The 17,202-nt window shown below is 55.7% G+C and carries 14 protein-coding genes and 1 pseudogene; 5 read left to right on the top strand and 10 right to left on the bottom strand.

Annotated features, from left to right (window positions below; genetic code table 11):
* Nucleotides 1-36 precede the first annotated feature (36 nt).
* A complete protein-coding gene (locus VPK24_RS14435) occupies nucleotides 37-192 on the bottom strand; it encodes a PCP reductase family protein (RefSeq protein WP_099535229.1) in 156 nt (51 codons plus the stop codon).
* Nucleotides 193-320: 128 nt separating this feature from the next.
* A complete protein-coding gene (locus VPK24_RS14430) occupies nucleotides 321-1,532 on the bottom strand; it encodes a site-2 protease family protein (RefSeq protein ID WP_393014376.1) in 1,212 nt (403 codons plus the stop codon).
* Between the two features lie 148 nt (nucleotides 1,533-1,680).
* Here VPK24_RS14430 and VPK24_RS14425 point away from each other — a divergent pair.
* Nucleotides 1,681-2,568: pseudogene (locus VPK24_RS14425) on the top strand (alpha/beta fold hydrolase); the annotation flags it as partial.
* A gap of 429 nt (nucleotides 2,569-2,997) precedes the next feature.
* Nucleotides 2,998-4,203 carry a 4-hydroxy-3-methylbut-2-enyl diphosphate reductase gene (locus VPK24_RS14420; RefSeq protein WP_393014404.1) on the top strand — a complete coding sequence of 402 codons (1,206 nt, stop codon included), beginning with the start codon at nucleotides 2,998-3,000 and terminating at the stop codon, nucleotides 4,201-4,203.
* A gap of 519 nt (nucleotides 4,204-4,722) precedes the next feature.
* Here the strand turns inward: VPK24_RS14420 and VPK24_RS14415 are convergent.
* Entirely contained in the window at nucleotides 4,723-5,022 is a 300-nt protein-coding gene (locus VPK24_RS14415) for a hypothetical protein (RefSeq protein WP_099535225.1), read from the bottom strand.
* A gap of 678 nt (nucleotides 5,023-5,700) precedes the next feature.
* On the opposite strand from VPK24_RS14415, the gene sds reads away from it, so the two are divergent.
* Nucleotides 5,701-6,672 carry a solanesyl diphosphate synthase gene (gene sds / locus VPK24_RS14410; RefSeq protein ID WP_393014374.1) on the top strand — a complete coding sequence of 324 codons (972 nt, stop codon included), beginning with the start codon at nucleotides 5,701-5,703 and terminating at the stop codon, nucleotides 6,670-6,672.
* 170 nt (nucleotides 6,673-6,842) lie between these two features.
* Here the strand turns inward: sds and VPK24_RS14405 are convergent, their stop codons facing one another.
* From VPK24_RS14405 to pilM, 5 genes are all read right to left on the bottom strand, one after another.
* Nucleotides 6,843-7,775 (bottom strand): Npun_R2821/Npun_R2822 family protein, encoded by a 933-nt coding sequence (locus VPK24_RS14405; RefSeq protein WP_393014372.1) that lies wholly within the window; start codon nucleotides 7,773-7,775, stop codon nucleotides 6,843-6,845.
* A 336-nt stretch (nucleotides 7,776-8,111) separates the two neighbouring features.
* Entirely contained in the window at nucleotides 8,112-10,325 is a 2,214-nt protein-coding gene (locus VPK24_RS14400; RefSeq protein ID WP_393014371.1) for a secretin and TonB N-terminal domain-containing protein, read from the bottom strand.
* A 128-nt stretch (nucleotides 10,326-10,453) separates the two neighbouring features.
* Nucleotides 10,454-11,230 carry a hypothetical protein gene (locus VPK24_RS14395; RefSeq protein WP_393014369.1) on the bottom strand — a complete coding sequence of 259 codons (777 nt, stop codon included), beginning with the start codon at nucleotides 11,228-11,230 and terminating at the stop codon, nucleotides 10,454-10,456.
* The gene (locus tag VPK24_RS14390; protein WP_393014367.1) at nucleotides 11,220-12,179 is read right to left on the bottom strand and encodes a PilN domain-containing protein; all 960 of its coding nucleotides are present in this window, start codon (nucleotides 12,177-12,179) and stop codon (nucleotides 11,220-11,222) included. Before VPK24_RS14390 ends, VPK24_RS14395 begins: the two co-directional genes overlap by 11 nt.
* Before the next feature lie 220 nt (nucleotides 12,180-12,399).
* Nucleotides 12,400-13,551: a type IV pilus assembly protein PilM gene (gene pilM, locus VPK24_RS14385; protein ID WP_393014365.1), complete on the bottom strand. Its 1,152-nt coding sequence runs from the start codon at nucleotides 13,549-13,551 to the stop codon at nucleotides 12,400-12,402.
* A gap of 299 nt (nucleotides 13,552-13,850) precedes the next feature.
* Here pilM and VPK24_RS14380 point away from each other — a divergent pair, with 299 nt between their 5' ends.
* Complete coding sequence (locus VPK24_RS14380; RefSeq protein WP_393014363.1) at nucleotides 13,851-15,164, top strand: ABC transporter substrate-binding protein; 1,314 nt, start codon at nucleotides 13,851-13,853, stop codon at nucleotides 15,162-15,164.
* 15 nt (nucleotides 15,165-15,179) lie between these two features.
* Here VPK24_RS14380 and VPK24_RS14375 read toward each other — a convergent pair whose 3' ends face one another.
* The gene (locus VPK24_RS14375; protein WP_393014361.1) at nucleotides 15,180-15,341 is read right to left on the bottom strand and encodes a hypothetical protein; all 162 of its coding nucleotides are present in this window, start codon (nucleotides 15,339-15,341) and stop codon (nucleotides 15,180-15,182) included.
* A gap of 14 nt (nucleotides 15,342-15,355) precedes the next feature.
* A complete protein-coding gene (locus tag VPK24_RS14370) occupies nucleotides 15,356-15,775 on the bottom strand; it encodes a CAAD domain-containing protein (RefSeq protein WP_099534318.1) in 420 nt (139 codons plus the stop codon).
* Between the two features lie 319 nt (nucleotides 15,776-16,094).
* Between VPK24_RS14370 and VPK24_RS14365 the strand changes: the two genes are divergently transcribed.
* The gene (locus VPK24_RS14365; protein ID WP_393014359.1) at nucleotides 16,095-17,156 is read left to right on the top strand and encodes a thiamine phosphate synthase; all 1,062 of its coding nucleotides are present in this window, start codon (nucleotides 16,095-16,097) and stop codon (nucleotides 17,154-17,156) included.
* Nucleotides 17,157-17,202: the final 46 nt, after the last annotated feature.

Here is a 17,202-nt window from a genome sequence, read left to right as displayed (position 1 = left end):
CCCGAGCCGCCACAGGAGAATAGCCTTGAGCAATCCCTAGCCGAATTTTTTCTTGGCAGCTTCGTAAACTTCAACGGTGATGGTGGTTTCACCGGCTTCTTGGGCGAATTTCTCGATCTTTTTGCGAGCGGCGGGCCGTACAAAGAACGGAATTTCTTTGAGCTTGGCTTCGGCTTCGGGAGTCCAGTTCATAGTAAGCAAATCAGGAAGCAAATCAAGACAAGCAAGTTAACAAGATTACCCGGGATTCACGACTGGCCAAGCGGTCGCCACCCAGAACAGCAGCAACTGAGAGCGGTGGCAACCGGGCCAGCAGGCCCCTAGGCCATCTCTTCAGCCAGGGTGCGGGCGATCGCCCCGAGGTTAAAGCCCGATGGGTAGCAATGTTCGGCTTTGCACCGCTTCAGTTCCGTTTCATTGATCACGATTTTGAGCCGCTGCATGATTTGGCGGGTGAGGTCAGCGCGATCGAGCGTGCCCACCACGGAACCGATCGGACTCAAGACCACCAGCCGCTTCACCTGCCGTTCTTCCATCAGCAGGGCCGCTTCGGCCAAGGTGGCGCTGTCCGCGATTGAGGATAGGTGGTCAATCGGTTCAATGGCATCCACCACCCGAATCCAGGGCCAGCGCTCATGGTCAATGGTTTTGAGGTTTTCGGGATCAATTCGACCCCGATCGCGGCCGTCCATGGCCACAAAGTATTCCGGGCGATCGGCCGTCAGCAGGTAGTTATCCACAAAATCCCGCAGGCTCAGGTGGCCATCCACGATCCGGAATTCCCGGGATTGGGCATTGGCCACCCGTTCATTCACCAGGGCTTCTTGCACGGCGGTCAGGCGTTCGTAACTGGCGGCATTTCGCAAACAGAACCAGCCAATTAACCCAATCCACCAACCCTGGAGACCACCGGGCACAAACAGAATCAGGAAGGCCGCCAAGCTGATGCCCAACCAACCGATCGCCTGGCCAGCTTTGGCGGCCCAACGCACGCCCGTAAACCGGCTGCCGGTGGCTTTCCAAACCAGTGCCTTCAGCACCTGGCCGCCATCGAGGGGCAAACCGGGAATCAGGTTAAACACCGCCAGCACTAAATTAATCCGCGCCAAATTCAAGCAAAGAATGGTGAGTGGGCTGGTGGGAGCCAACCGCCCGATCGCGGACAGCAAAATAAACAGGCTCAAGCTGACGAGGGGCCCCGCGATCGCCACTTGCATTGCGCCGCCGGGGGTTTTGGATTCCCGGTCGATCGCGGCCACACCACCAAACATGAACAGGGTGATCGAATTCACGGCGATGCCTTGCGATCGGGCCGCCAAGCTGTGGCCTAACTCATGCACCAGCACGGAGCCAAAGAGCAACAAAGCGGTCAGCAAACCCAACAGCCAAGTTAGCCCCGCGCCCCAATCGGGATAGCGGTTCGCCCACTCAACACTGTTGGCGGCCGAAAACCAAACCAAAATTAAAAACCACGATGGATCGACTAGTAGCGGAATGTTAAAGATCGACCCCACGCGCCAACCGCTTTGCATGGTAACCGCCTCAATCGATCGAACTCTTTCTTCCAGGGTAACGCGCTTCCTTGGATCGACTGAATCGACTCGCGGAAATTGATAATTATCAGCTTTACAATCTCGTTAGGCTCCCTTTTCCAATCCCTTTCCCCCTGCCGTGACTGCGATCGCCCCTGAACTCACCCAATTTTCCGCCACCGATGCTTGTCCTTATGTTTGGACTTGGCAAGGCCATCGCATTTGCTATCAGCATTCGGGTGATGCTGGCCCCGCTGTGGTTTTAATCCATGGGTTTGGCGCTTCCTGGCGGCATTGGCGTAAAAATATTCCCTTTTTGGCGCAACATTGCCGAGTATTTGCCCTTGATTTAATTGGTTTTGGGGGGTCAGCTAAGCCCACGCCCGATCGGGAAATCCGCTACACCTTCGAGACTTGGGGGCAGTTGGTGGCGGACTTTTGCCGCGAGGTGGTTGGGGAAGCGGCGTTTTTGGTGGGCAACTCGATCGGCTGCGTGGTGGCCATGCAGGCGGCCGTTGACCACCCCGAGCTGGCGCGGGCGGTGGTGTTGTTGAACTGTTCCTTGCGCCTGTTGCACGATCGCCGCCGGGCCGAGCTGCCCTGGTTCAAGCGGGTTGGCTCCGGCTATTTGCAAAAAATCTTGGGTTGGCCTTGGTTAGGCCGAACTTTTTTCCAACAAATTGCCCAGCCGGCCACCGTGCGCAAAATTCTTTGCCAAGCCTACCGAGACACCAGCGCGGTGACGGATGAGCTGGTGGAGATCCTGATGGAACCGGCGCGTGATCCGGGGGCGGCCGATGTGTTTTTGGCCTTCACGCGCTATTCCCAAGGGCCGTTGCCAGAGGACTTGCTCCCGAAGCTGCCTTGTCCAGCCATGATTCTGTGGGGCGCGGCGGATCCTTGGGAGCCGATCGAGCGTGGGTTGGCCTTCGAGCAATACCCAGCCGTTGAGCGGTTTGTGAATTTGGAAGGAGTCGGCCACTGCCCCCAAGACGAGGCTCCCAAGCAGGTGAACTATTTGCTGCGGGATTGGATTCTTTGGAAAGCGGCAGCCAAGCAGCAGCATTCGCCCTTGTCGATCGGGGATTGGGTGGAAATTGCAGTGGTGCGGCCCGATGGAGACCCAATTTGGAACGGCTTGCGCGGCCAAGTGGAACAGGTGGGCGATCGGGCGGTGACGGTGCGAGTGGAACAGGGCCAAGGCATCCGGCACTTCTACCGAGAAGATGTGAGGGCGATCGAACCGCCAACGGATTTGGAGTGGGACAAGGACGGGGAATAGGTTGCGCAGGAAGTCCATCGCTGCCGCCGGATCCGGCCCATCACTGCCCGATCGCCCCTGATACAATGGGGCCGAGCCGTTTAAACAAAACTCGATTTAAATCCCGAGAGCGATCGCATGGAAACGCCCGTCACCGACCTGGCCCCCGAGACCCAAGACAGCGCCGCCCAAACCGCCGCCCCTCTGGATACCAAAGCATTTCGGCGATCGCTAAACCATTCCGATAATTACTTTCGGCGCGGGTTTGGTCACGGAGAAGCAGTGGCTGAAACCATGGCCACCTCTTACCAAAGCGGTTTAATTCAAGAACTGCGGGCTAATGGCAACGTGTTGACCCGGGGCGATGTGACCATTCGCTTAGCCCAGGCATTCGGGTTTTGTTGGGGGGTGGAACGGGCGGTGGCCATGGCCTATGAAGCCCGCAAACAATTCCCCACGGAGCGCATTTGGATCACCAATGAAATCATCCACAATCCATCGGTAAATGACCATTTGCGACAGATGGGCGTGTTGTTCATTGAAGTGAACCATGGCCAAAAAGACTTCTCGGTGGTGGAACGAGGGGATGTGGTGATTCTGCCGGCGTTTGGGGCCAGTGTGCAGGAAATGCAACTGTTGAACGATCGCGGTTGCATCATCGTAGACACCACTTGTCCTTGGGTGGCGAAGGTGTGGAACAGCGTTGAAAAACACAAAAAAAGTGATTACACCTCGATCGTTCATGGGAAATACAACCATGAGGAAACGATCGCCACAAGTTCCTTTGCCAATAAATATTTGGTTGTGCTGAATATGGAGCAGGCGGAATACGTCAGCAACTATATTCTGCACGGCGGAGATAAGACAGAATTTCTCGCTAAGTTTGCCAAGGCCTGTTCTCAAGGGTTCGATCCCGATCGGGATCTCGATCGGGTGGGTGTGGCAAACCAAACCACCATGCTCAAGAGCGAAACCGAGGCGATCGGGAAACTATTTGAGCGCACCATGATGCAACGGTTTGGCCCCGACAAACTGAACGATCACTTCATGAGTTTCAACACCATTTGCGATGCCACCCAAGAACGGCAAGATGCCATGTTTGAGTTGGTGGATGCGCCGATGGATTTGATGATTGTGATTGGTGGATTTAACTCTTCCAACACCACCCATTTGCAGGAAATTGCCATCGAACGCAATATTCCTTCTTATCATATTGACAGTGCTGATCGAATTTTGGATGAGCGGGCGATCGAGCACAAACCCCTTCACGGCGACATCGAACGCGCCGAAAACTGGTTACCCGCCGGGCCGATCACCGTGGGCATCACTTCCGGTGCATCCACGCCAGATAAGGCCGTTGAGGAAACGATCGAGCGGATTTTTGCCTGCAAAGAACGCCTCGCTCAATAGGGTAGCCAGAATTTCTATTCTGAAAGGCAGTCTAGAACGTTAACGGTTGATGGGCGATCTAATGGGCGATCTAATGGGCGATCTAATGGGCGATCGTGATGGGTAACTTTGCTAGCCCACAAAAGCTTCATCAAAAGCCCCATAAAAAACGCCATAAAAACGGGGTACTGACTCTTAACCAGCACCCCGTTTCTGTTGTGGCAAAAGCTTAGAGAATGTCTGAGCAGTAACGGCTTGCAAAGCCCTAGCAGTCGTGGGGGCAAGGGGCTTAAGCCCCTTGTCTCTATCGGTCAAATTGATCGATGAGACCCACAAGGTAGCATTTTGATTGTTGAGACATCCCCTCACAGCAACTTGGGTTGACTAAGGTGTTTAAATTCCTTGGTTGAACCCAAAAGTTGAATCCAATCTTGATTGAACTCAATCATTTCATCAGAGAAATGCTGCTAGAGAGAACCCGTTGGATATTGTGTCCTTTGCCTTCTTTGTTTGACCTTTATTGAACTTTTGCTCCTGGAGCTAAAAGCGTCTGGTGGCCAGGTCGCGACCATCCGATAGCCCCAACGATTCCACCCGATCACCTCTGGATTCCGTAACTCGTTCAGCTACTTCTTGGTAGCGGTTTTTATAGCGTTGCTGTGCGATCGACAGCAGCAAATAAACCACCGCCAAATAGACTACCGATGCCCCCAAAATAGTCCAAGACGTTTGCTGCGGAAACACCAAATGCGCCACGTTATTAATCGGTAATGAATACCGATTTGCGATCACCAATCCTTGGTAGAGGGCCAATCCCACCAACAGTCCCAGCGCGTTCATAGCAGTAACTGTACATGAATATAGTTTTTGTGAGCTGAAAATATGGTCGCGCTGAAGCCAGCACTGAAATATGGTTCAGAACGCGATCGACATCCCCCGGTCGCCGTTCCAAAACAATGACAGCACTCACCATGGCGCACACCAAGGCCGAACCCTGACTCAAGGCAATTGAGAATCGGAGTCCAACCTAGTGCTTAACCCCTATCTGGGTCTGGGCCTCACTGAATAGAACCATCCCATCGGGAACCGAAACACCCTTAAGGATGCTGATTCGCGATCGCTACCGGATTGGTTCGGGTCAGCAGACTTGATAGCGGCTTGGATCTGGTCGTCTTTGTGTGAAAAGCTCACGCAATTCACATTTCGGAGTCCAGTCCTATTCAATTCGGCAAAGCTTGCAGCGGGCAGCTTTCCCATGAAGTTTTTAGAAACCCCTGACCTATAGAATAACACCTGATTTCTCAGGGTTGACAGTGAATTTTTGGTGGTTTTTACAAATCTTTAGAAATCCCCAAAAGCCCGTATTGATGGGCATTCGTGCAATAGCGATCCCCGATCAATCACCGTAACCTTGACAAATCCCGATCCCACTCATCTACACGGATTGGTCTGGGGTTAGCTTAAAATAATCACAGAATGCGTAAAATTTCGTAACCTGATGCTGCACCGGGCCAATCCATGACCTCGACGATTTCCCTGCTTTCTCCGGTTGAAGCCGATCTTGATGCCATGACGATGAACCTGCGCAAGCTGGTTGGCGCAAAGCATCCGATCCTCTATGCAGCGGCAGAGCACTTGTTTAGTGCAGGCGGCAAGCGTTTGCGACCGGCGATTGTGTTGTTGGTGGCCCGGGCCACGATGGGGTCAGCGGAAATTACGGCCCGACATCGACGGTTGGCAGAAATTACGGAAATGATCCACACGGCCAGCTTGGTTCACGATGATGTGGTGGATGAAGCAGGAACGCGACGGGGTGTGCCCACGGTACACAGTCGTTTCAATAACCGGGTGGCGGTGCTGGCGGGCGATTTCCTCTTTGCCCAGTCCTCTTGGTACTTGGCAAATTTGGACAATCTGGAAGTGGTGAAGCTGCTTTCGGAAGTGATTATGAATTTGGCGGAGGGCGAAATTGACCAGGGCCTCAATCGCTTTGACACCAGCCTGACCCTGGAAGCCTATCTGCAAAAGAGCTACTACAAAACCGCATCGCTGGTGGCCAACAGTTCCAAGGCGGCGGCGATTCTGAGCGATGTGGAGCGATCGGTGGCTGAACGGCTCTATAGCTACGGTCGCCATGTGGGTTTGGCGTTCCAGGTGGTGGATGACATTCTCGATTTCACCAGCTCCGATGAGGTGCTCGGGAAACCGGCAGGGTCGGATTTGCGCAGCGGCAATCTAACGGCTCCGGTTCTGTATGCGCTGGAGGAGTTCCCCCAACTGGAGGGGCCGATCGAGCGGGAGTTTTCAGAGGAGGGCGATATTGAAACGGCCCTGGAATTGGTGCGATCGAGCCAGGGTATTGAGCGGTCTCGCGCTTTGGCGAGGCATCACGTGGAGCAGGCGATCGAGGATGTGATGGTGTTGGCTCCGTCGGCGGCGCGGGAGGCCTTGGTGGGGTTGGCACATTACGCGATCGAACGGATTTACTAAGGTTAGCTGGGTTGCCAGGGGGGCGATCGGGTGATGATCGCCAGCGATTGATCATTCCAGATCGGTCACGACCCCAAACCAACAGCCACTCCAGACAAGGGGCTTAAGCCCCTTGTTCCTCAGGATTTTGAGATGTAAGAACTGGGGTTTTGCGAATCCGAGGATCGGCCTTAGCGTTTGGGATGGGGTTTCAGGATGCGTTTGGCCTTGGTCAGGGCCCGTTGCCAGATCGATCGCGGGGGTGGCGGGGCCAACGGGGAAACGGTCGGTTTCGGTTCGTGTAAATACCGATATTTCTCCCACAGTTCCCAGTAGGGACAACCGGGCTGGAGTCGAATGCCGGCCCAATGTAGATAGGGAACGGGCTTGTTGACTTTCGGATCGATCAAGCGATCGCCCTGCCAAACAAAATGTTTGCTACCGGCCCAGCTTCCGGGCCCCTTTGCGGGCCGCTGTGTCCAATTCCAACACCGAGGAAACCGACGCAAAACCATGTAGTTAATGATCGGTTGGTCGGATGTTTTCTTAGAAAAATCAAAATATTCTGGGTGAGCGGCACATTCAGCAAAGGTGTCGTACAGATCCTGCTCGGTGATTAATCCCTTGCGAGATCCCCACAAACCGCCGTTAAAAGTTCCCCGCAAATCTTCTTCTGTAAAAATGCCTTGCTCTAGAACGGTGGATGTGAAAACGTCCTTGAGACCTCCAGCATGTTGATAGTCATAGCAAACAAAGTCTGCTTCAGAGAGAGCATCAAGGCATTGAATAATCGGCTCAAAAACAATCAGGTCTGTGTCAATGTAGAGAAATTCATCAAAGGGGCCAAACCAGCAAGCTTGTTTACGAAACTGATTAGGACGAGCGAAAAATTCTTGACCAAAGATGCTTTGAAGCTGAACAGAAAGACGCTGAATAAACTCTAGATCTTCAAATAATAAAACACCGAAACGATCACTCAGAATTTTGGCAACCTTTTGGTAGTGATCATCATAGGGAATGAGCATAACGGGCGTTTCGGAATCAGTTGCCCGAATACTTTCGAGCAGCGCGATCGCATGTTCCGTTACTTTGTCATTGGCGATGATATAAAATCCACGACTCATAGTCGATCGATCCTTTGCAATTCAGTTCAGCCGATCCTTGGCCATTTCAGCATAGGCCTGAACCTTTATTCTTGCCATCGGTTGCCAAATCCCCATAAATCGGAGCCATCTTGGATGGTGCTCAAAGATGATGGGCCTAAGGGGGATGCGCCCAAGAATGATGTGCTCAGGGACGATCGGCTGGGAAAAAATTGAGCAATGAGATTGATCAAGAATAATCTGCTCAGAAACTTGAACCAGCTCAGAAATTCAAAGGGACGATCGAACTCGCTCGATCGCCCCTCAATTTGCTCGATGGATGCCGTCAACCCTTGAAAACAGCAACCGCAGTGTTTTTTACCGCATGTTGGTGCGTTGAATCAGCTCTTGGGCTTCCCGGCTGGGCGTATAGCTGTAGCCAGCGGTTGAAGCGTTCGAGTCGTCCAGCAATTGCGGTGTGAGCAACACCACCAACTCCTTACGCTCGTTGCGGCGATCGGTGCGGCGGAACAGAGAACCCAACAGCGGCAGGTCACCCAAAATCGGAATCTTGCGCACTTCGCTACGATCTGTGTCTTGAATAATGCCCGCCAGGACTAGGGTTTGGCCATCCCGGATCCGAATGGTGCCGGACGATAGCTTCCGCTCAGACAACAAGGTGGCAAAGGCATTATCTTCAAGGGCCCCAAATCGATCAATCGGAACTTTCAACGAGGGCGAAACCGACAGGGTAACAAAACCATTGTCATCGATTCGATCGACTTGAATGCCCAAAACGAGACCGGCCTTTTCCTTTTCAATGGTGAAAGTCGTGTTGCTCACACCATTGGAAACTTCCGTTTCGGCCTCCACGGTTCCCACCACTTCTTCAGTGAGTTCCACATTCGCCACTTGCCCTTCCTGCACCACCAAGGTTGGATCGGTCAGAATTTTGGCATTTCCGTTAATCACAGACGCTTGGAGCTGAGCGAGGAAGTCGTTGGCGATGTTAAAGCCATTGGGATTTTGGCCATTCACATCGCCTGAAATTGAAAGGGGAACCGAAACAGGCCCAAATCCAACGGATTCGGGAGCCAAGTTGGTGGAGTAGGGTGCGCCCCGATCGCTCCAGTTAATCACCCCGATGCCACCCGTGTTGACGATGCGAGTGCCGCCCACCCCAAAGGAGAAACTCGTACCCAGGCGATCGTTTTGCAGCAGGTTGATGTCAATCACCCGCACATTCACCACAACCTGGCGCAGGCGGCTATCAATCCGCGACAACTGCTCAGAAGCCAGGGCGACCAAATCCCGCTGCCCCACCAAAGTGATGGTGTTGGTGCGCTGATCTACCGCAATTTGCAGGCCGCGGAGAATCGGAACCGAATCTTTCGGATCATAGCGAAGCGGGTTAATGACCGTGCGCTCACTGGTGCGGGTTTGGGTCAAGGGAGCCGCCTGAACTTGCGCATCACCACCGCCCTGCTGCTGTTGGTCTGCCCCCAGCCGCACAACTTCCGTTGTTCGCTCTGTGGCCGCCGTGGCACTTTCAGCCCCCAAAATCACCAAATAACCGGCCGCTTCGTTGGCCCGCACTTGGTTGAGGCGTACGGAACGCATGGCCACATCCCGGGCTGCGTTGGGCAAACTGCGGCCCACAAAAATGGTGCGGCCATTGCGGCTGGCCTGAAGACCGCTAATCCGCAAGACGTAGTTAAAAACGTCCTGGGCCGATTCGTTTTCGATGTCGAGGCTAATCCGAGCGTCGGCTCCGGTGGTGGGAGGCGTGCCGGGAGCAGTGGGGCCGCCGGGGGTGGGGCCGGCCGCGTTGTCTGCGAAGGCAATGTTCACGCCGCTGGCCCGGGCCAGCAGTGACAACACCTCGCGTACGGGGGCTTCTCGCAGTACCAAACGGGGAATGATTTGGCTGCTGCCTAGATTAATGGTGTAGGGCTGAATCGGCAGATCGGAAATGGCAATGTCGCCAACGGGTGGGGCGATCGCCCGGGGCATGGTGGGAGGAGCCACCGCCGGACTGAGCACGGCCGGTTGACCATCAATGGTGATGGTGGGGTTGGGAACCAGGACGTTGGGTGCGCCGTTGCCAACCGGCGAGCCGGTATTGGCCGGTGTTTGGGCTACGGGGCTGCCAGTATTGCTGGGGGTGCTTGGGGTGCTGGGGGTGGCCGTGCCGGCATAGCTCAGCAGAACGGCATTGTTGTTGCTGGGGCGAATGCGACCGGTGGGGCGGGCCGTGGTGCCGCGTACCGTTACCTGGACAGTGCTGCCATCCAGTTGGGTCACTTCCACTGCTGCAATCCCGGGGGCTGGGTTGGCTCGGGTCACGTTGCCGCCGGGAACCACCAACCGCGCGCCGGCCACATGGGCAATCAGGCTGGTTCCTTGGGGAGGCAACAGGAACACCTGTGGTCGATCGACCGAATCGGTCACCAATTCCACATCCACGCCGCTGCCGCTGCCGCTGATTCGCACGTCCAGCACGTTGGTTTCGGCCAAAGCGGGCTGCACGATCGCCACCGTTGCCAACCCACCCATCAGCGCTGCATTGCCCAAAATCCGCTCGTAGTTCACCGTTCGCTCCTCACTGCTGTTTTGTCGATCGTGGTTGTTGGGGTTAGGGAAAGGAAAATGGGTGTTCGCCAGGGCGATCGAGTCAGAACATCATGATGCTGCGGATCCCTCGGCCACCAATCTTGCGATTATTTAGGTGCTTCACCCTCCGGCTTATCTGCGTTTTCGCCCTCTTTGTTGGCTTCGGCGGCGGCCTGTTGGGCCAACTCCCGAGCCGAGAGCGGTAGGAGCACCTTTAACGAAAAATTGGTCTGGATCCGAACCTGGGGCGCACCTTGAGCGACAAACTGCCCAGTTTTGTCATCAAACCGCACCGCCTGCTTGGAGAGTTTTAGCTCGGAGGTCAAATCATCGATCGCCAGCATCGACTGATAGCGCTCAAGGTTGCGCAGGATGTTACCGGTGCGATCGTAGTCCGCCTCGAACCCCACCTTCAGCACCTGTTGCCGAATTTTGCTGTTGACCGCATCGCCCCAAGAGCCATCGGTGACCATTTCCTCCGATGGACTCTTGACCGGGACAGGTTCCAGCTTGGTAATTTGGCCAAACTGTTCAGAAACAATCCGATTGAGATCCAACGGCAGCACCGAAACCGTGGTGGGAGCGGGAAACAAAGCCAGCACTTGCTCTTGAGTGGCGCGGGCCCGCTGCAAGTTGTCGAGGGTTTGCTGCACCTTACGCTTTTCTTCGGCCACCTGCTCTAGGCGTTCTCGTTTGGTGGCCACATCCTCCTCAAGCTTTTTGTATTCTTCGTATTGGGGCATCACCACCTGAATCAGGAGCGCCACGCCGCCAATGACACCGACGGCGGCCACAACACCGCCGAGGATGGTGGGTGTGAAGGTAATCCCAAAAACAACGGGATCGCTGGGTTCCGTGACCGCTTGCTGTGCGCTAAACGCCATTGTTGGTATTCTCCTTAGGCTCGCTGTCGCCGGCCGGTGGGGTGAGACCGGTGTTGGGGGTTTTGCCTTGTTCAGCCAAAATGCGGCGAATGGTTTCGATGCGCACCACAAGACCAGAGGCTCCGTTGCGATCGAGCATCGGGAGCAGCTCTTCGGCGGGCTTGGTCGTGTAAGCCGACTGGATCGTGTACTTAATGACCTGCGGCGCAACGATTCTAACTTGACCACCGGTGGCCGCCGCAGTGGGCGGGGGCGCGGCTAGTACATAGGCAATGCCGTCTTGCACTTCCTGGTTAGCCTGGACGATTTGGGCGGGGTTGTCGATCGCCTGGCTGCCCACTAACTGGGTTTTGGTCGCATCTAAGAAGGGCGACTTTTGCAGCAGCAGCAAAAACTCGCCCACCCCTTCCATAGAGTTGGCATAACCCTCGATCGTCAGGGTTTTCGGGGGGCGAATGGGTTTGTTGGCAGCGGGCGCGGCAGCCGCGCCGGGGCTGGGCTTGGGGGTGCTGGCGGCGGCAGTGGTGGCAGCGTTTTTGTCTTCGGCTTCGCGGATGGCCGTCATCTGCACACCCACCGGCAATCGATCGCGCAAATCACCCAGCAGGGCAGACCAAGACTTCACGCGACTGAACACCCCCACCAAACCTTGGGTGAGCTGGTCGATCGCCTTCATCTCTGCTTCGGCTTGGGCCGCTTTGGCCAGCTCCGCTTCCAAATCTTGCAAGTCTTGATTGAGTTCAGCTTGGCTCTGTTCCAAGGCGGCTTTTTGGAGTTGGAGATAGCCCCAAAATCCGCCGATGGCCGCCGGAACTGCCAAACCCACCATCACGCCCAAAATCAGCGGCAACTTACTCGCCTGGGCGACAGCCGTACCCGCTGTTTTGCCGGCCCCGGCGGTTTGGTACTCGGGGCGATCCTTCAGGAAGTTGACGTTGAGACTATACATAGCGAGGGCAACAGTCAGGTGGCTCGGGGTTTGCAGTCTCGGGATTCGGCTCGGTCATCACCTAGGGCAGGAAGGCGGTCGATCAACGAGGGGCGATCGGGCAGGGAGTCGATGGGGCAATCAGAAGTTGAGCGGTTGAACCGACATTAACCAACAGGGGTAACAGCAATAACCCTTGCGAGTCAATGGCTGCGTGTCTGTGGCTCTGTGCTAGGGCCCTCTATTCCCGTTCATCGAGTGCATTCCGCAGCCCCAACCCTAACACGACTCCCAAGCTGGCGCGTTGGGCTTCGGTGATGTCGCTGTCGGCCTCCAAACCCAAGGACTCGATCGGGTCAACCCGCATCACGGGCACGTTTAACCGTTGGGTAAAAAACTCATCAATTTCCCCGATCGCCGCGCCGGGCCCCGCCAACATCAACTGGGCAATTTCCAAATTTTCGCTTTGGTTGAGGTAGAAATCGACCGATCGCCGCAACTCATCGGCTAACTCGCCCATCATCTTCACGATCGCCACCGAGCCGGGACTCATGCCCGTCGTGCCCGAAGCGGCCCCCACAGCCTCGATTTGCGAAATGGGAATGGTCATCTCCATCAGCATGTCCGTGCTGCGGCTGGGGGGCGTGTTCATCGCCCGATTCAAGGCCTCTTGCATTTGTAATGTCCCGATCGGGACTGTCCGCGAAAATTGCGGCACGCCGTCTACCACAATCGCAATTTCACTGCTATCAAACTGAATATCCACCAGCACCACGGCTTGATTGGAAGCGTAGCCCCGGAGCTGTTCGCGGATGGTTCGGATGAGGGCAAAGCTGCTGATTTCTAGGGTCTTGATTCGTAGCCCCGCCTGCTCAAAGGTGTCCAGATAAGCATCAGTGACCTCCCGACGTGTGGCCACCAGCAACACTTGCACCTTTTCGATGCCATCTTCATCGGTAAAATAGCCCAGTTTTTGATAGTCAACATCCGCCTCTTCCCGAGGAAAAGGGAGGTAGAGACCCGCTTCCTGATTCATGTATTGCCGCAGCTCATCATCATTGAGTTCCGCTGGCACAGGAATCAAACGAATTACCGTTTCGCGCCCAGGAATGGCCGTGGCCACTTCCTTGACCTTGACGCGGCTATCTTGAATGACCGCTTGAATGAGTTCTGCAGCGGCGGGGGGGTCAATAATGGCTCCCTCTTCAATTACGCCTTCAGGAACTTCAACGGAAGAGAGAATATTGAGCTTAAATTTCTGGCCCTTTTTTTGGAGCTGAACCAGGTTAATTCGTTCGGGTGAAATTTCGATGCCGATGCCTTTTTTACCGCCTCCTAAGAGACTGCCGATCGCGTTGGTTAAGGGGGCAAACAAGTTTCCAGCAGCGTTCATAGTTGGGGACGGTTAGGAGACCCGAAAATGGCAGTCAAGGGGCCGATGGGCAACCATCAGGGATCCAAAACCAGAGAAATTGTTTGGTCCCAAGTGGATTGGCAGGCAGGGAATGGATGGCTCAAAAAGCCGAAAACGCTGATGGTTTCAGCACTACCATAGACTACGACGCATGGTATCCAATTTCGCTTAAGATCGCCATACCCGAGGGTAAAGAAATCTTGCTGGCCGTAGGTTTTCACGATTGACGGCGATCGGGAAATCGCCGCAAAATTCCGTGTAAACTCGGGGAGAGCACCATGGGGATGGCCAAGATGCAGCGGAGAGGGCAGCACGGAGGGTGGAGCCGTCGATCGTTTTTGCAGTTGGCCGGCGGCACGGCGATCGGGTTGGCGGCCTGCGGGCGATCGAGTTCATCATCGGCGCTGCAATTTTGGACGATGCAGCTCCAGCCCAAATTCACGGACTATTTTCAGCGGGCGATCGAGGAGTTTGAATTAACTCGCTCGGGCCTGCGGGTGAATTGGCTCGATGTGCCTTGGGCCGCCATGGAAAGCAAGATTCTGACGGCGGTGGCGGCCCGCCAAGCTCCGGATGTGGTGAATTTGAACCCTAGCTTTGCCTCCCGGCTGGCGGCACGCGGGGCTTGGTTGACCTTGGGCGATCGGGTTCCCGTTGCCGTTCAAAGGCGCTATTTGCCCAATATTTGGCAAGCAAACGCGATCGGGGGCGAACCCTTTGGTGTGCCTTGGTATTTGACCACCAAGGTGACGATTTATAACCGATCACTCCTGGAACGGGCCGGGATCGATCGGCCGCCCGCCACCTACGAGGACTTGGCGGAGCTGGCCCAACGGGTGCGCGAAAAAACCGGCAAATATGGCTTTTTCATCACCTTTGCGCCCAATGATTCGGCTGAGGTGCTGGAAGCTTTGGTGCAAATGGGGGTGACCCTGGTGGACGATCGGGGGCGGGCCGCCTTTGAGTCGGCCGCCGGACGGGCCGCCGTGAACTACTGGGTTAACCTGTTTCGGCGGGGCTGGTTACCCCCGGAAGCCCTCACCCAAGGCCACCGTCGTGGCATTGAGCTGTATCAGGCGGGAGAATCGGCCCTGGTTGGTTCCAGTCCTGAGTTTTTGAATGCGATCGCCACCAATGCCCCCTCGATCGCGGCCCTGTCGGCGGCGGCTCCCCAAGTGGTTGGTTCCGCCGGGGTGCGCAGTGTGGCCGTGATGAACCTCACCATTCCCAAAAAATCGCCCCGGGCCGAAGCGGCCGTCGATTTTGCCTTGTTTTTAACGGATGATCGCCACCAGCTCAGCTTTGCCCAGGCTGCCAACGTGTTGCCCTCCACCCAAGGCGCTCTGGCCAGCTTGCGGGCTAGCCTGGCTCAGGCCACGCGCCAAGGTAACTCCAGCGCGATCGACCAAGCCCGCAAAATTGCCGCCGACCAACTGACCAGCGCCCGCGTGTTGCTGCCCCCAATTAAAAACCTAAAGGATCTTCAGCAAATTTTGTATGAAAACATCCAAGGCGCGTTGCTAGACGAAAAAAGCGTTGATCAAGCCCTGCGGGATGCGGCGATCGAGTGGAATCGTTTAGCCCCCAGCTAGGTAGATTCCCAAACATCAGAAGGGACAGCACCACACGGAACTGTCCCTTGCATCGGTCTTAGTCGAAAATTGGGGTTGCGATCGATACCGCACCGGTTTGCGATCAAACACCTCACCCGTGGCGAGGGGCGATCGAACAATAGGAACTGGCGCGGCCTGAGATTGCCCAATCTCCATAGCCAGCCAGGAAACTACTTTTGACCCAACACCTGACCCTTCAGGGTTGCAATCTTGCTGGAGAGTTCCTGACGGTTTTCGGCTCGCAGCAGGTAGCGATAAATGAACCAACCGGTGTAGGTGGCCCCAATCAGCTCGAACGTGGGCGACAGCAGCGGGATCTCGTTGATTGCACCCAGCAGGGCCAACAGGATCTTCACTGAAATCAGCGCGAAAACAATCAGAGCGACGGTGACTACGGGCTGACGGTATTCGCCATAGAACTTGCCGATGTATTCCGGCAGTTTGGCCAAAAAGTCAGAAACTTGGTCAAGGATTTGCTGAAACTCAGCGTTGCTTGCTTCTTCGCTACTGGCCGGGGCTAGCGAACCGCCTTTTTCGGCACTTACGGAGCCAGCGTCGGCATAGTCAGATTTTTGCAGTTCGGGTTCCATTGTTCACGACCGATATACAGCGTTTCGATAGTAGACTGCTGCCGCAAAGGGGGACTGTCCGATCAAAACATCCGATGGGAACAGTTGTTTTGGGAGGACAGCTCACGGTTTACGCAGTCAGTCCGGTGTGTGGTGGGTTGGGCTGGAGCGAGGGGCATCCCCGATCGAGCGATCGTGGTTTAGCTAGGAAAATACCCTAGACTCTTCAGAACTGCAATCCTGGGATGATCGCCCGGCAGAGGGTCTGCCGAAAGTCTAACCAAGCTAGCACGGCCGATGAATGTCGGTGGATGGAAGTTTTGTTGAGCAGGGCGAAACCATGAGTGAACCAATGGAACAACGGGGACTGGCTTCTCAAGCCCGATCGACCCGATCGGCCGTTTTGCGAATTTTGGATGCCAACCTCGATCGGGCCCGGGAGGGCCTGCGGATTGTGGAGGAATGGTGTCGGTTTGGCCTAGAAAGCGCCGAACTGACCGAGCAGTGCAAAGCCATGCGTCACGAATTGGCCCAATGGCACAGCGACGAAATGAGATCGGCTCGTAACACCCCCGCCGATCCCGGCACAACCCTGACCCACAGCAACGAAGAGACCCGATCGAGCATTCAAGCCGTTTTGCAGGCTAACCTGTGCCGTGTGCAGGAAGCCCTCCGTTCGATCGAAGAATATGGCAAGCTGCTGTCCCCCGAGCTATCCCAAGCTTGCAAGCAACTGCGCTACCAAACCTATAGCCTAGAGAGCCGTTTGCAGGGACGGAACCGCCACCAACAATTGGCGGCTGCCCGGCTTTATTTGGTCACCTCACCCCATGAATACCTCTTTGAAGTGGTGGAAGAGGCCCTCAAGGGGGGGCTGTCCCTCGTGCAATACCGCGACAAAAATGAGGATGATGGGCGGCGCTTGGCCAATGCCCAGCGACTTTGCGACTTGTGCCATCACTACGGGGCGCTGTTTTTGGTGAACGATCGGGTTGATGTGGCGATCGCCGTCGGGGCCGATGGGGTTCATCTGGGTCAGCAGGATTTTCCCTTGGAAGCGGCCCGCCAGATTTTGGGGCCCGAATACATCATTGGCTGCTCCACCACCAACCCGACTGAAATGGAGCGGGCCTTACGGGGTGGTGCTGATTACATCGGCGTGGGCCCCGTCTATGAAACCCCTACCAAGGCGGGCAAAGCGGCCGCTGGGTTGGAGTATGTGGCCTTTGCGGCGGAAAAGTCGCCGGTTCCCTGGTTTGCGATCGGGGGCATTGATGCCCAAAACTTGTCGGCTGTTTTGGAAGCCGGTGCGCGGCGGGTGGCCGTGGTGCGGGCCCTGATGGCCGCAGAGCAGCCCAAACAAGTCACCCAATATTTACTGTCCCAACTTCATACCCCTTAACTTCGCGCCCTTATAACTTCACGCCCTTACAACTTCACGCCTTCTA

This window comes from Limnothrix redekei LRLZ20PSL1 (assembly GCF_043235035.1).
Lineage (GTDB): Bacteria > Cyanobacteriota > Cyanobacteriia > CACIAM-69d > CACIAM-69d > CACIAM-69d.
Note: the sequence above shows the minus strand (reverse complement) of the source record. Positions and strands in the feature narration are given on the sequence as shown.

Coding starts and splice junctions, on each gene's coding strand:
- VPK24_RS14435 (WP_099535229.1), bottom strand. CDS start 192: ATGAACTGGACTCCCGAAGCCGAAGCCAAGCTCAAAGAAATTCCGTTC.
- VPK24_RS14405 (WP_393014372.1), bottom strand. CDS start 7,775: ATGAGTCGTGGATTTTATATCATCGCCAATGACAAAGTAACGGAACAT.
- pilM (WP_393014365.1), bottom strand. CDS start 13,551: ATGAACGCTGCTGGAAACTTGTTTGCCCCCTTAACCAACGCGATCGGC.
- VPK24_RS14390 (WP_393014367.1), bottom strand. CDS start 12,179: ATGTATAGTCTCAACGTCAACTTCCTGAAGGATCGCCCCGAGTACCAA.
- VPK24_RS14370 (WP_099534318.1), bottom strand. CDS start 15,775: ATGGAACCCGAACTGCAAAAATCTGACTATGCCGACGCTGGCTCCGTA.
- VPK24_RS14375 (WP_393014361.1), bottom strand. CDS start 15,341: ATGGAGATTGGGCAATCTCAGGCCGCGCCAGTTCCTATTGTTCGATCG.
- VPK24_RS14365 (WP_393014359.1), top strand. CDS start 16,095: ATGAGTGAACCAATGGAACAACGGGGACTGGCTTCTCAAGCCCGATCG.
- VPK24_RS14380 (WP_393014363.1), top strand. CDS start 13,851: ATGGGGATGGCCAAGATGCAGCGGAGAGGGCAGCACGGAGGGTGGAGC.
- sds (WP_393014374.1), top strand. CDS start 5,701: ATGACCTCGACGATTTCCCTGCTTTCTCCGGTTGAAGCCGATCTTGAT.
- VPK24_RS14395 (WP_393014369.1), bottom strand. CDS start 11,230: ATGGCGTTTAGCGCACAGCAAGCGGTCACGGAACCCAGCGATCCCGTT.
- VPK24_RS14430 (WP_393014376.1), bottom strand. CDS start 1,532: ATGCAAAGCGGTTGGCGCGTGGGGTCGATCTTTAACATTCCGCTACTA.
- VPK24_RS14415 (WP_099535225.1), bottom strand. CDS start 5,022: ATGAACGCGCTGGGACTGTTGGTGGGATTGGCCCTCTACCAAGGATTG.